11 protein-coding genes, 6 tRNA genes and 1 rRNA gene are annotated in these 13,739 nt (G+C 37.9%); 2 read left to right on the top strand and 16 right to left on the bottom strand.

From position 1 onward, the window contains the following. Positions 1-213: 213 nt before the first annotated feature. The 14 genes from glmS to V1L66_RS01160 all read right to left on the bottom strand — a co-directional run bounded on the left by glmS (position 214) and on the right by V1L66_RS01160 (position 9,951). Positions 214-2,016, bottom strand: a complete 1,803-nt coding sequence (gene glmS, locus V1L66_RS01225; RefSeq protein ID WP_016995284.1) for a glutamine--fructose-6-phosphate transaminase (isomerizing) — start codon at positions 2,014-2,016, stop codon at positions 214-216. A gap of 571 nt (positions 2,017-2,587) precedes the next feature. Then, positions 2,588-3,103 carry a type 1 glutamine amidotransferase domain-containing protein gene (locus V1L66_RS01220; RefSeq protein ID WP_016995286.1) on the bottom strand — a complete coding sequence of 172 codons (516 nt, stop codon included), beginning with the start codon at positions 3,101-3,103 and terminating at the stop codon, positions 2,588-2,590. Between the two features lie 127 nt (positions 3,104-3,230). After that, positions 3,231-4,583, bottom strand: coding sequence for a phosphoglucosamine mutase (glmM, locus tag V1L66_RS01215; protein WP_016995288.1), 1,353 nt, complete (start codon positions 4,581-4,583; stop codon positions 3,231-3,233). A gap of 213 nt (positions 4,584-4,796) precedes the next feature. Then, positions 4,797-5,873, bottom strand: a complete 1,077-nt coding sequence (locus V1L66_RS01210; RefSeq protein WP_036075017.1) for a YbbR-like domain-containing protein — start codon at positions 5,871-5,873, stop codon at positions 4,797-4,799. Next, entirely contained in the window at positions 5,866-6,702 is an 837-nt protein-coding gene (gene cdaA, locus V1L66_RS01205) for a diadenylate cyclase CdaA (RefSeq protein WP_016995289.1), read from the bottom strand. The genes V1L66_RS01210 and cdaA overlap by 8 nt, the downstream gene beginning before the upstream one ends. A gap of 149 nt (positions 6,703-6,851) precedes the next feature. After that, positions 6,852-7,478: an anti-sigma factor gene (locus V1L66_RS01200; RefSeq protein WP_036075014.1), complete on the bottom strand. Its 627-nt coding sequence runs from the start codon at positions 7,476-7,478 to the stop codon at positions 6,852-6,854. Positions 7,479-7,491: 13 nt separating this feature from the next. Then, the gene (gene sigW / locus V1L66_RS01195) at positions 7,492-8,055 is read right to left on the bottom strand and encodes an RNA polymerase sigma factor SigW (protein ID WP_004225410.1); all 564 of its coding nucleotides are present in this window, start codon (positions 8,053-8,055) and stop codon (positions 7,492-7,494) included. 133 nt (positions 8,056-8,188) lie between these two features. Further along, a complete protein-coding gene (gene rocF / locus V1L66_RS01190; protein ID WP_036075010.1) occupies positions 8,189-9,094 on the bottom strand; it encodes an arginase in 906 nt (301 codons plus the stop codon). A 184-nt stretch (positions 9,095-9,278) separates the two neighbouring features. Next, a tRNA-Lys gene (locus V1L66_RS01185) sits at positions 9,279-9,351 on the bottom strand. Between the two features lie 13 nt (positions 9,352-9,364). Beyond that, a tRNA-Gln gene (locus V1L66_RS01180) sits at positions 9,365-9,439 on the bottom strand. Positions 9,440-9,453: 14 nt separating this feature from the next. Then, positions 9,454-9,537: transfer RNA gene (locus V1L66_RS01175), tRNA-Tyr, on the bottom strand. A gap of 18 nt (positions 9,538-9,555) precedes the next feature. Next, positions 9,556-9,631, bottom strand: a tRNA-Val gene (locus V1L66_RS01170). Between the two features lie 55 nt (positions 9,632-9,686). Next, positions 9,687-9,761 (bottom strand) — tRNA-Glu (locus V1L66_RS01165). Positions 9,762-9,874: 113 nt separating this feature from the next. Then, positions 9,875-9,951 (bottom strand) — tRNA-Asn (locus V1L66_RS01160). A 270-nt stretch (positions 9,952-10,221) separates the two neighbouring features. Between V1L66_RS01160 and mbcS the strand changes: the two genes are divergently transcribed. Further along, entirely contained in the window at positions 10,222-11,808 is a 1,587-nt protein-coding gene (gene mbcS, locus V1L66_RS01155) for an acyl-CoA synthetase MbcS (RefSeq protein WP_036075007.1), read from the top strand. A 115-nt stretch (positions 11,809-11,923) separates the two neighbouring features. Here the strand turns inward: mbcS and rrf are convergent. Further along, positions 11,924-12,039 (bottom strand): 5S ribosomal RNA (rrf, locus tag V1L66_RS01150). 262 nt (positions 12,040-12,301) lie between these two features. On the opposite strand from rrf, the gene V1L66_RS01145 reads away from it, so the two are divergent. Continuing rightward, positions 12,302-12,958: a hypothetical protein gene (locus V1L66_RS01145; RefSeq protein ID WP_312124169.1), complete on the top strand. Its 657-nt coding sequence runs from the start codon at positions 12,302-12,304 to the stop codon at positions 12,956-12,958. A gap of 36 nt (positions 12,959-12,994) precedes the next feature. Here the strand turns inward: V1L66_RS01145 and V1L66_RS01140 are convergent, their stop codons facing one another. Then, positions 12,995-13,669, bottom strand: a complete 675-nt coding sequence (locus V1L66_RS01140; RefSeq protein WP_009374014.1) for a KinB-signaling pathway activation protein — start codon at positions 13,667-13,669, stop codon at positions 12,995-12,997. Positions 13,670-13,739 lie beyond the last annotated feature (70 nt).

The following is a 13,739-nucleotide window of genomic DNA, read 5'->3' as shown; positions in this document are numbered from 1 at the left end:
AAAAACAAAAACCCTGATACAGCATCATACTGTATCAAGGTTTATCTTATTTATATACAATAATATAGTTAGAATCACTCATAGAAATTGTTTGAATATCCAGTATACAACTTTTTTGTCCAGTATAAGACTTTATTGTAAAGTATACAACTATTTTGTCTAGTATAGAACTTTATTGTAACTGAACACAAAAATTAAATCTAATTTTTGTTCTTACTCAACAGTTACCGATTTAGCTAGGTTACGTGGTTTATCCACATCACAGCGGCGGTGAAGTGCAGCATAGTAGCTAATTAATTGTAAAGGTACTACTGATACAAGCGGTGTTAGTAATTCATGAACATGTGGAATGACTAAACGGTCGCCATCTTCATCAATGCCCGCCATCGCGATAATACATGGATATGCACCACGAGCCGCTACTTCTTTGACATTACCACGGATGTTTAATCCTACTGATGCTTGTGTGACAAGCGCAAACACAGGTGTACCTTCTTCGATTAAGGCAATTGTTCCATGCTTCAGTTCTCCACCAGCAAAGCCTTCTGCTTGGATATACGAGATTTCTTTTAGTTTTAAGGCACCTTCAAGGCTGACATAGAAGTCCATATTACGGCCAATGAAGAATGCGTTGCGTGCGATTTTTAAGTAATCTTCTGCAATGTCTTCTAATACATCTTTTGAATCAATAATTGTTTGGATGCCGTTAGCGGCAATCGCTAGCTCTTGTTTTAAATCAAATTCTAAGCCTTTGCCATTTGCCTTTGCTGTTACATAGGCAGCTAATGCAAGTACTGCTACTTGTGCCACATAAGCTTTTGTTGAAGCTACAGCAATTTCTGGACCTGCATGTAATAACAATGTATGGTCAGCTTCACGTGATAACGTAGAGCCAGGTACATTTGTAATCGTTAATGTTGGATAGCCCAACTCTTTAATTTTTACAAGTACTTGACGGCTATCTGCTGTTTCACCTGATTGTGTAATGAAAATAAATAATGGTCTTTCTGAAAGTAATGGCATGTTATAGCCAAATTCACTCGAAATATGCACTTCTACAGGGATACCAGCCATTTTTTCGAAATATTGTTTACCAATAAGACCCGCATGATAGCTAGTGCCCGCTGCAATAATATATAAACGATCTGCTGCTCGTAAGGCTTCTAAAATCTCCGCATCAATCGTTAAATCGCCATTGTCACCTTCATATGCCTGAATGATTTTACGAATAACTGTAGGCTGCTCATCCATTTCTTTTAACATATAGTGTGGATATGTGCCTTTTTCAATATCACTCATATCAAGCTCAGCAGTATATGGTGCACGCTCTACTACAGTACCATCTAATTTTGTAATTTCCACACTTGCTTTGTGTACGATAACTACCTCTTTATCGTGAAGCTCTACGTATTGATCTGTTACCTGTAGCATCGCCATTGCATCTGACGCAACAACATTGAAGCCTTCACCAATTCCAACTAGAAGTGGTGATTTATTTTTTGCTACAAAGATTGTATCTGCTGCCTCTGCATCTAATAGTGCTAGTGCATAGGAGCCATGTAATAGAGATAATGTTTTACGGAAAGCGTCTGCTGTGCTTAGACCATCTTTCACAAATAACTCTACTAATTGCACAATAACCTCTGTATCTGTATCAGATTTCATTGGAATGCCTTTTAAATATGTTTTTTGCAATAAGTGATAGTTTTCAATAACCCCATTATGCACAAGTGTAAAGCGTCCTGATGCACTTTGATGTGGGTGAGCATTTAAACGATTTGGTACACCATGTGTTGCCCAACGTGTATGACCAATACCAATTTTAGCCGTAACATCTTCATCTACCGCTTCTCGTAAATCTGCAATACGTCCTTTTTCTTTGAAAACCGTTACGCCTTCCTCATTACGTACTGCAATACCAGCTGAGTCATATCCACGGTATTCTAGCTTTTCTAAGCCTTTTAATAAAATTTCCTTTGCATCTGATTCACCAATATATCCTACAATTCCACACATAATTCTCGTCCTCCGATAATGTCAATTTAATGCAATGACAAACTAGGCCTCATCCTATCGAATTTTTTGAATGTACAAGCATTGCTTTATTTTTATAAAAAATAAAGCACTCCAATACACACAAGCTACTCACTCTACTCAGCCAACTGAATAGAGATCTTCGATATGTGAAGCTTCATCTATTTATCTATTGCTTTTACAATACCTTCTCCATTTTCTGTACATTCAATCACTCAAATGCTTTCAAAATGGAAAATGACAATCGGGTATGTCGATTGGGAGGCATCCGCCGAATTTTCGATAAACCTCCACCTCGTCTGCTGAAGATCTTTTCGTCCGATTTCTTCAGCTCAGGCGCTATAATTGTTTTCCGATTTTGCGCTTTCTTCCCTCCTTAGGCGCTCGTTAAAGGATAAGGTCGGACCTCATCTTCAACTTCTCCATCATACTCAATCATATGCTATCCGTCAAATTTTCGTTATAAAAAACACCTAGTCCTAAGGCTTTTTCGTGACAAATATGTAGACAAAGCGATATATAAGCACTTTGATAAGCATTGTAATACAATCCTTTATTTACTGTCTAATAATTTAACAATTTCTCGATTAAACGCAGGAAGATCGTCTGGCGTTCTACTTGTTACAAGCTGCTTTTGACAGACAAATACCTCTTCATCATGGAAGTTTGCCCCTGCATTTTCTAAATCCACTTGAATGGATTTATAGCCTGTGGCGTCACGACCATTTAATGTCTTTGCAGTAATGAGAAGTTGTGGTCCATGACAAATGGCAAAGGTAGGCTTCATTTCATCCATAAAGGACTTTACAAATGCTACTACACGATCATCCGCACGTAATATATCAGGAGAAAAACCACCAGGAATAAATAACGCATCGTAATCAGTAGCTTTTACTTCATCAATGCCTTTATCAATTTTCACTGACTCTCCATGCTTACCCTTAATTTCCTTACCCGCTTCGGTATCAATTGTTACAAGCTGATGCCCAGCTGATTCTAAAGCTTCCTTAGGGCTCGTAAACTCAATGTCCTCAAACATATCTGTTATAACTGTAGCAATTTTAGCCATATCAATTAAACACTCCTTGTTATTGTGACTCTTAATTACTGTTCCCCATCTCGCTTATTTAAAACATTTCTTTCAAATAAGTAAACCCGATTTCCTGTTTACGGAAATCGGGTTTACACTATATTTCTTATTCTGTTAGGCCCATTTCTGCACGTACCACATCCGCAATACGCTCGACAAAACGCTCGCAATCTGTTTCTGTTGCCGCTTCCACCATGACACGTACTAATGGCTCTGTACCTGAAGGACGCACTAAAACACGACCATTTCCAGCCATTTCAGCTTCTACCTCTGCAATTACTGTAGCTACTTTCGCATTATCAGTCACAGCATGCTTATCTGTTACACGCACATTGACAAGACGCTGAGGGTATATTTTCATTTCAGCTGCTAGTTCTGAAAGCTTTTTACCCGTCGCTTTCATAATGTTGACAAGCTGGATTCCTGTCAGTAAGCCATCACCTGTTGTATTAAAATCTAGGAAGACGATATGCCCTGATTGCTCGCCACCTAAATTGTATTCATTGGCACGCATTTCTTCCACAACATAACGATCTCCTACAGCTGTTTGTATACTCTGCATACCATTGTCAGCCACAGCTTTATAGAAGCCCATATTGCTCATTACTGTTGAAACAATTGTTTGCTTCTTCAAACGCCCTACTGCATTTAAATGCTTACCAATGATAAACATAATTTGGTCACCGTCAACAACTTTTCCGTTTTCATCTACAGCAATTAAACGGTCTCCATCGCCATCAAAAGCTAAACCAACATCTGCACCTTTTTCAGTAACAAATTTTGCTAGCCCTTCTGGATGTGTTGAGCCTACACCATCATTGATATTTAAGCCAGTTGGAGAAGCGCCCATTGTAGAAATGTCAGCTTCTAAATCAGCAAATAAATGTGTAGCTAAAGAGGAAGTTGCACCATGTGCACAATCAAGCGCTACATGGATACCATCAAATTCTTCATCCACTGTTTGCTTTAAGTATTGAATATATTTTTGACCACCTTCGAAATAGTCACTTACAGATCCTAAATCTGCTCCTATAGGACGTGGTAATGTATCCTCTTGTGCATCAATTAACGCTTCAATTTCCGCTTCCTGTGCATCTGTTAGCTTAAAGCCATCAGGACCGAAAAATTTAATACCGTTATCTGCAACTGGGTTATGTGAAGCTGAAATCATGACGCCTGCATCTGCGCTCATAATTCGAGTAAGGTATGCCACACCTGGTGTTGAAATAATACCAAGTCGCATTACCTCTACCCCAATTGATAAAAGACCAGCCACAAGTGCACCTTCAAGCATCTCACCTGAAATACGTGTGTCACGACCAATTAAAACCTTTGGACGGTCAGTTGCATCTTTGGTTAAAACATAGCCGCCTATACGACCAAGTTTAAATGCAAATTCTGGTGTTAATTCACTATTCGCGACGCCACGGACGCCATCTGTTCCAAAATATTTACCCATTCTACTTATTCTCTCCTTCAATGCAAGACAGTGCCTAGTGAGTTTCTATCAAGCATTAGACACTTGTCCGCTTACTTTTGGAAAAGTCTGCTTTTGTTCATTCGTTGGTAATTATTAATTTTCCACTCTGCCAGTTTGATTGATGAAACCTGAATCACAAACCTGATTGGATTTTTGATTTAGAATCAAAATAAAATTATAGTCACATATTGTTTAAGAATCAATATCTTCCGATTCCTCGGTTGACGTATTTTTATCAGTTGTAGTGTTCTCATCTGTCACATTAGGTTCTTCCGTTGGAGGTGGCGTTTCCTCTGTAGAAGCTGGTGTTTTCTGCTGTTCTTCTTTCTCAATCTTTGTAATATCCGCCTTCACTTTTATTTTCTTGTCAGATATTTTTGTCACACCATCTGGTAATTTTACATCAAATTCATAAGTTTTGGACTCAGTAATTTTTGACAGATCAACTGTTATTGGAATGGATGTTAAACTATCAATAATTGATTTTCTACCATACACTTTGACCATTTTTGGTGTAAATGTTAATGAATTAATGGTAATGTCTTCCGCTGCTTGCCCTGTTTCCTTAAGGACAACTGGGATCTCTCGACTATACTCCGCTATATCTACTTGAACCTTCACAATTTCAGGTTCAATAGTCACGTCTAACTTATTTAAATCTCGATCTAATACTTTTACAGCGGCTTCCTGAGAGAACGATTCCTTCAAGCCTTGCTCTCCTGTAACAGTTGCTTTTACATAACTAATGCTTTCAATAGCACTTTTTGCACCCGTTACATAAACAGTTGGCGGATTGGCCGTCATTTCTTTTAAGATAAAACCTTCTTCGATTAAACGTTTGTTCATTTCAGGGTCTACTCGAAACTCCTGTGTGACCTTTTCCTCAATATTTACATGAACAGTTGCAGGGTCTAATGTCACTTTTAACTTTTCTGAAATATTTTCGTATTGCAGTTTTACATCATGCTCTCCAAGTAATAAGTTGCTTAAATCGGCAAATATAGAAAAATCCTTAGCTCCCTTTGCTTTTAAAACCAATGCCATCGGACCTTCTATCGTTACATCTACGGTTTCAGGTAAACCTGTCACAATAAGATTCTCATTATCGTAATAAACATCTACTGGAACATCGCGAATAACATCCGTTTGTTCATTTGAGGTAGCTTTATTTAATGGTGACAACTCGGTACGCACTGAGAAAAAAAGCAAAAATGCTAAAAATAGCGCGATGATTCTTAATACCCAAGGGCTATCCATCATTTTATCCATTCTTTTTCCCCCTCCAAGTCAACTTAGAGGATGCATTTGATTCTTGTGCTGATCCGAACCACATTTTTCGTAATAATGTTTCGAACTCCTCTAGAGAAAGATTTCGATGGAGATTACCATTTAATGTTATACTGATTGCACCTGTTTCTTCTGACACAACAATTGTAATAGCATCTGTAACTTCACTTAAGCCGAGAGCAGCACGGTGGCGTGTCCCTAACTCTTTTGAAATAAATGGGCTTTCAGATAAAGGTAAATAACAAGCTGCTGCTGTCACTTTATCTTTTTGCATAATAACCGCCCCATCATGTAGCGGCGTATTTGGTATAAAGATATTTATCAGTAATTCTGATGAAATTTCAGCATTTAGCCCTATACCTGTTTCGATATATTCATTAAGACCTGTTTCTTTTTCAATAGAAATTAACGCACCTATTCGACGTTTAGCCATATAACTTACAGACTTCTTCATTGCCTCAATAAGTCTTGTTTGTTCTTCTTCCTCTTGACTAGATGAGCGTTGGAATAGCTTTCCTCGCCCAATTTGTTCTAAACCACGTCTGATTTCGGGTTGGAAAATGATAATAATCGCTAGGAAACCAAACTCAATAACTTGTTGTAGCATCCAGCCAAGTGTTTGTAACCCTAAAAGGTCTGTTGCAATTCGTGCAATAATAATGACGAATATTCCCTTAAGTAATTGGACAGCCTTCGTACCTTTAATGAGGGTTAAGACTTTATAAACAACGTACCAAACGAGCAGTACATCAATGAAGTTAATAACAATATTCACAGGCGTTAAATCCGTGAAATGTTCGATAATTTGCACGTGGCATCCCCCACTTTTCATTACGAATCCATACACATTCAAGTATATCACATTCTTAACAAATGTAACTTTTTTCAAATAAAAAGTCTACTCAGAAGAGTAGACCTTTCAGCCTCTCACGTGCACTATTTTTTAGGACGTATAGAGTGTTATTTAGTTTCTTCTTTTTCCTCAAATGTCATGGCAGTCTTAACAGAATTTTTAATCGTATACCATAACCATTCAAATACTTCGTCTATTTCTTCGATTCTCCCTGAAACTACCGCTGAAGATGCCATATATTGCCCGTTAATTACTGTGACGTTGCCATCAACTTCACCTTCAACAATCAAATCGCCATTTTTTACAACAATATCGCCTTTCACCACTTCCCCTTCAGGGACAATCACTGTTTGACCTTCAACAACTAAATTAGGTTGCTTGGTCACTGAGAAATGCTGGTCATCCATGAAGCTACCCAATAATGTAGCACTCATGAATAAGCAAAATACTGCTGCTGCCACAAAGAACGGATGCCGGCGAATCCATTTTTGTATACCTACTCGACTTTTTGGTTTTGGTAAACGAGCCATCACTGCTGCTTCAAAATCCGGAGGCGCTGTAATATGGGAAGCACTCTTCACAAAGGCGATTGTTTCACTCAATTCTTGCATCAACTGTTTACAATCATTACATGTATGCAAGTGTTGTTTCAACTCTTGCTCATGCTCACGACTAATGTCACCGTCTAAATAATCATGCATATAGTCTATAATATGCTCTGGACAAGTATTCATGACGCTCCCCCTCCTACAGATTGTTTAATTGCTTACGTAATGCCTCACGTCCGCGGTGAATCCTCGTTTTCACCGTTCCAAGCGGCATATCTAAAATCTCGCTAATCTCTTGTAACGATAACTCTTCTATATATTTCAATACTATAACCGAACGGTATTTATCCGGCAATCGTCCAATTTCATATTGAATGCGATCTTGCAGCTCCATTTGTTCTAACTGCTCCTCTGGTAGCTGGTCGTCTGCTGCGATTTGCGAATACATATCAAGCCCTTCTGTACCAGCTACTTCTGCATCTAAATAATAATCCGGTTTCTTTTTTCGAATACGGTCAATGCAGAGGTTTGTCGCTATGCGATAAAGCCACGTCGAAAACTTTCTTTTCTGATCAAATGTATGCAAGTTCATATAAGCACGCACAAAAGCCTCTTGAGCAATATCTTCAGACTCTTGTTTGTTGCCTAACATTCGATAGCATACTTGGTACAGTTTGTGCTGATAGAGACTCACAATATCGGCAAATGCGTTTTGATCGCCTTTAAGCACTTGTTTTATTCTCTTATTTACTAACGCATCCATTGTGTTGACTTCTCCACCTTTACAACTGTCTTATACTATACGAAGCACCGATAAGAAAAGTTTCGTTTTAATTCAATTATAGCAAAAGATTTTTATGCAATGTGGCAACAGGCAATTTTTTGTCAAATTTTCTTTAAACTAGTGTTTCGCCAAATAAAGATCCCATTAATGCAACAGCCACATTTGCTGTTGTATTCTTTTCATCTAATATAGGATTTACCTCTACAAACTCTGCTGAAGTTACCATGCCTGATTCTTGTAACATTTCCATTGCTAAATGGCTTTCTCGATAAGTAATTCCGCCTGGGACTGGTGTACCCACACCTGGCGTATAAAGTGGATCTAGTCCGTCTAAATCAAGCGATAAATGTAAGCCATCAACATTTCGTTCCTTTAAATAAGCAAGTGCATCTTCCATCACACGTGTCATGCCAAGTCGGTCAATTTCATGCATTGTATATACTTTAATTCCTTGTTGACGAATCAATTCACGCTCTCCTGGGTCTACTGAACGAGCTCCAATAATTATAACGTTTTCTGGCTTAATTTTTGGAGCATAGTTACGAATTTGCACTAAACGCTCATGTCCTAGCCCAATACTAACTGCTAACGGCATCCCATGTATATTGCCTGAAGGTGTTGTTTCAGGTGTATTTAAATCTGCATGAGCGTCATACCAGATAACACCAAGATTTTTGTAATGCTCGCCTAATCCTGCTAATGTTCCAATAGCAATACTATGATCTCCACCAAATACTAGTGGGAATTTTTTTTGTTCCACTACTTCATGTACACTATTGGCTAATGCAGTGCTAACTTCTACAACTTCCTCTAAATTTAGTAATTTTTCATCCACAGCTCCGTCTGCAAGCTTTTGACTAACACGAATATCCCCTTGATCCTGTACATCGTGTCCGATAGCCTCTAAACGTTCAACAACACCTGCATATCGAATAGCACTTGGTCCCATATCTACACCACGACGTGTTTGTCCGTAATCTGTTGGTACTCCAATAATAGAAATATTAAGTTTATTCATGTTTTTATACCCCCTAAAAGTTATAAGACTATTGTAAAGCCTATATACCACTTGGCTCAACTCGACAAAAAATCGCATATTTATTCATTTATAAATAACATAAAAAAATCTCCTACTGTTTTCAGCAAGAGATTAGTTATCTGTAGTTAATATAACACTTTTGAATAATTTTATTCTAGAAAAGTGAGCCATGAAGGACTCGAACCTTCGACCCTCTGATTAAAAGTCAGATGCTCTACCAACTGAGCTAATGGCTCATAAAAGAAAAAATGGCTGGGGTACTAGGATTCGAACCTAGGCATGACGGAATCAAAATCCGTTGCCTTACCGCTTGGCTATACCCCAATCATTTATAAAACTGGTGGAGGGGGACGGATTCGAACCGCCGAACCCTAAGGAGCGGATTTACAGTCCGCCGCGTTTAGCCACTTCGCTACCCCTCCGAAATAACACAATAAGAATGGTGGAGGATGACGGGCTCGAACCGCCGACCCTCTGCTTGTAAGGCAGATGCTCTCCCAGCTGAGCTAATCCTCCATAGAAACAGGTGTTATATCACAGTTTATTTTCTTTATAAAGCCTATGTTTTAAATGGTGACCCCTACGGGATTCGAACCCGTGTTACCGCCGTGAAAGGGCGGTGTCTTAACCACTTGACCAAGGGGCCAATATTACGTCTCAAACAAGACAAGAATTATAATAACATTTTTAATTAATAATTGCAATGCTTTTTTAAAAATTTTTTTATGTATTATAGTACTTAAAAAAAGGGCAAAAAAATGGCTCCGAAGGCAGGACTCGAACCTGCGACAACCTGATTAACAGTCAGGTGCTACTACCAACTGAGCTACTTCGGAACGATACTATTCACTTTGGTTTTAGACAACCTCTTAAGTACATTTATTATTATAGCAAGCATTATAAATAATGCAACACATTTTATGAAAATTTTTATATTTTTTTGTCGAAGTATGCTTCTATATTCGTCTCACAGCATAATAGTTCTCTATTAACTCTAATATTTCTATTTAACGTACTAAATATTCTTGCTGTATATTATTTCAATTGTTAAAATAAAAATAGTTTTACGAATTTTCTATCAAATTTTCTGGGGGAGGATGTTCAAGATGGTATCAAATGATTTAATTGCACCTGAATTTTATAACATCACAGAGGAATTAGAAAAATTTTCGCAAGATAGTGATCGCCAAGCAATACGTTGGTTAAATACCCAACAAGAGAGACGTACAGTTTCTTATGTGGAACTTAATCAAAAAATGAATCAATACGCAAATGCTTTTACGGAGAAGGGGCTTCAAAAGGGTGATCGTGTATTAGTTATTATTCCTCGACTTCCAGAAGCCTATTTCGTTTTTTTAGGCTGCTTAAAGGCTGGCATCGTACCTATTTCATGTTCAGAGATGCTACGTGCAAGCGATTTAGAATATCGTATGGAGCATTCTTCTGCTAGTGCAGTGATTGCCTATGAGGCTTTTACTAGTGAAATTGATCAAATTACTTCTTCTGTAGACGCATTGAAAAATAAACTAGTGATCGGTGCTGCGAAAGGAGATTGGACTTCACTAGATGAATTGGCAAACAAGCAACCAGTTACATTTACAGCTGTAGCTACTACACGTGATGACATGGCATTCCTATCTTATACATCTGGTACCACTGGCAAACCTAAAGGTGTTGTTCATTCACATGGCTGGGGTTATGCGCATATTAGAACTGCAGCTTCAAAATGGCTTTGTGTACGTGAAGGAGACCTTGTGTGGGCAACAGCTGCTCCAGGTTGGCAAAAGTGGATATGGAGTCCTTTTTTATCAACAATCATGCTCGGTGCTACCGCATTTGTCTATCATGGTGGATTCGATGCAAAAACCTACCTTCAATTAATGCAGGATGAAAAAGTTAATGTTCTATGTTGTACACCGACTGAATACCGTATTATGGCGAAAATTGATAATTTACAAGATTATAATCTATCATCTTTACGTAGTGCTGTTTCTGCTGGTGAACCTTTAAATCGCCCAGTTATTGAAACGTTTATGAATCATTTTGGACTAAAAGTACGTGACGGCTATGGACAAACAGAAAACACATTATTAATTGGTACACTAGAAAACACAGAATTACGCCCTGGATCTATGGGTGTTCCAACTCCAGGTAATATTGTACGTATTATCGACAATGAAGGAAACGAAGCACCGATTGGCGAAGTTGGTGATATTGCTGTTCACAAATCTTCACCAGCTTTATTTAAAGAATATTATAAAGAACCCGAGCGCACACAAGCTGCATTCCGGGGGGATTGGTATATTACAGGTGATCAAGCAAAATGTGATGAAGACGGTTACTTTTGGTTTGAAGGCCGTGGGGATGACATAATTATTTCATCTGGTTATACGATCGGACCATTTGAAGTTGAAGATGCATTAAACAAACATGAAGCTGTACAAGAGTGTGCAGTTGTAGCTGCGCCAGATGAAATCAGAGGACATATCGTAAAGGCATTTGTGATCTTACGAGAAGGCTTCAAAGAGCGTGATGAAGATGAGTTAACAAAGGAGTTACAAGAGCATGTTAAAGCGTTAACAGCCCCTTATAAATATCCTCGTAGCATTGTCTTTATTGATGAGTTACCAAAAACAACATCAGGGAAAATTCGTCGTATTGAACTACGAGCTACTACAGTTCATACACATTAAGTATTAAAATAAGAAGGCATCCTCAACGGATGCCTTCTTATTTATGCGTTTATAAATAAAGAATCCGTTCAAATAAAAAAAGCCACTACTGAGTGTATCAGTAGCGACTTTTTGCGCCTAGCGACGTCCTACTCTCACAGGGGGAAGCCCCCAACTACCATCGGCGCTAAAGAGCTTAACTTCCGTGTTCGGTATGGGAACGGGTGTGACCTCTTTGCCATCATCACTAGACTTTGTATTTAATTGAAAGATTTATTCTTTCAAAACTGGATAAACGGTGCATTGAATGTTTCAAACGTTGTTAGCTACTAAAAACTTTATTGATTACGTTTTGCTTGTTCAGTTTTCAAGGTTCATGTTTCTTTATTTCGTTGTCACCTCTTGGCGACTTATACATAATAACATCGATTATTCATGAAAGTCAACACTAAATCATAAGTTTTTTTAAGGAGATTCATTTTTTATTTTATATTTTAGAAACGAGGTTATCATTATGGTCCGTAAAACGTTGATTTCACTGCTTTTAATCGTAACGCTCTTTGCCTTTCTAAAGCCTATAAATTCAACGATGATTTCTGTATTCAATATTGCGAATGCACCAGTAGTGGTCACGAAAGGACATTATGGCATATCTCTGATTGTAGAGATTTCTTTCTCTGATGACTCTCTATTAGAATGGCTACAAACGGTGAAGGAGCCTTACCCACTTCTACTTTTAGATGCCGACTGGATTAAACGGTCACCCGATCATTTAAAAATTATCCAACAGCGAAAATTGCCTACAGGATTACTTGGGCCGGATGATTCAGTAGAAGAACCCGTTGATATTGCGCTCATCCAAAAGGATATTGATACTTACGAAAAATATTTAAAAGAAAAACCTTTATGGTTTGCTACCCGAAATCATCAATATTCACAGGATATACAGAAAGCTTTATTCCAACAACAAATGAATTTACTATCTCCTTCTCTTATTTGGCAAGGTGATAAAACTCCGAAATTACAAAAAGGGGATTTTGTCTTTTTCCCACTACACCAAAAAAATCAAATATCCTTTAAAGAGCTTAACACACTAATACAACAACATAAGTTTATGTCGATTGAAGAAAATATATTTGGTTATAAAGTTCAAACTAAAAAAGCCCCATAAAAAAATTGCCTCCACTAGAGTGGGGCAATTTTTTCCTTATGCGTTTTTAGCCTGTTCACGACGAGCTTTACGGCGTGCTTCTAATTTTTGACGATCCTCATCGGATTTTGCATTATATTTAGGTAATACTAATAATTGATACGCATTAACCGCCAATAATGGGAATAATAAAAGCGCAACATACTCATTAATATTTTCATCTCGACCCATCAATGCAATTGTCCATTCCAACGTTGTAATGACAATCATAAAGAATAGTGCAGAAATCATTACATGTTTTTTCCCTGTTAATTTCACTTTTTGAACAGCTGTAGCTATGGCCCCAAAGATGAGCACAATTAATAGTCCTACATAGAACAACCAGCTTTGCCCATCCTTAACTCCAGGAATAAAGCGGAAGAAAATAATATCGAAAATCGTAATGGCAATTAATAATAGTTGTACCCAATTCCATAATGTCAGTGTTCTAAAAATATTAACACCTACCTGATGAAGTGTTAAATAAGCGAAAAAGCCAGCTTGTGCAATAACACTCATTGTAAACCCTAAGAAAACCATCCATAAAAGTCCTGCGAAAAACTCACCCCATTGACCGTTTGCTATGTATGGTTGGAAGAATTCCCAGCGAATAAATAAACTAAAAACTCCGTTGACTGCACCACCAACGAGCATTGCAAAGAAGAAAAACTTTGCCCAATTTCGTATCGTCACAACTAAAAGTCCCCCAATTTCTCAATATATCTGTCCTTATTTTATCAATGCCTTGTTAAAAAAGCTATTT

It is taken from the genome of Lysinibacillus sp. IITD104, from assembly GCF_036698265.2.
Classification (GTDB): Bacteria; Bacillota; Bacilli; order Bacillales_A; family Planococcaceae; genus Lysinibacillus; species Lysinibacillus boronitolerans.
This window is presented reverse-complemented; position numbering and strand designations above follow the sequence as displayed.

Bases quoted from the DNA above. Each gene is read 5' to 3' on its own strand.
- glmS (WP_016995284.1), bottom strand. From the start codon at position 2,016: ATGTGTGGAATTGTAGGATATATTGGTGAATCAGATGCAAAGGAAATT.
- V1L66_RS01220 (WP_016995286.1), bottom strand. From the start codon at position 3,103: ATGGCTAAAATTGCTACAGTTATAACAGATATGTTTGAGGACATTGAG.
- glmM (WP_016995288.1), bottom strand. From the start codon at position 4,583: ATGGGTAAATATTTTGGAACAGATGGCGTCCGTGGCGTCGCGAATAGT.
- V1L66_RS01210 (WP_036075017.1), bottom strand. From the start codon at position 5,873: ATGGATAAAATGATGGATAGCCCTTGGGTATTAAGAATCATCGCGCTA.
- V1L66_RS01200 (WP_036075014.1), bottom strand. From the start codon at position 7,478: ATGAATACTTGTCCAGAGCATATTATAGACTATATGCATGATTATTTA.
- sigW (WP_004225410.1), bottom strand. From the start codon at position 8,055: ATGGATGCGTTAGTAAATAAGAGAATAAAACAAGTGCTTAAAGGCGAT.
- rocF (WP_036075010.1), bottom strand. From the start codon at position 9,094: ATGAATAAACTTAATATTTCTATTATTGGAGTACCAACAGATTACGGA.
- mbcS (WP_036075007.1), top strand. From the start codon at position 10,222: ATGGTATCAAATGATTTAATTGCACCTGAATTTTATAACATCACAGAG.
- V1L66_RS01145 (WP_312124169.1), top strand. From the start codon at position 12,302: ATGGTCCGTAAAACGTTGATTTCACTGCTTTTAATCGTAACGCTCTTT.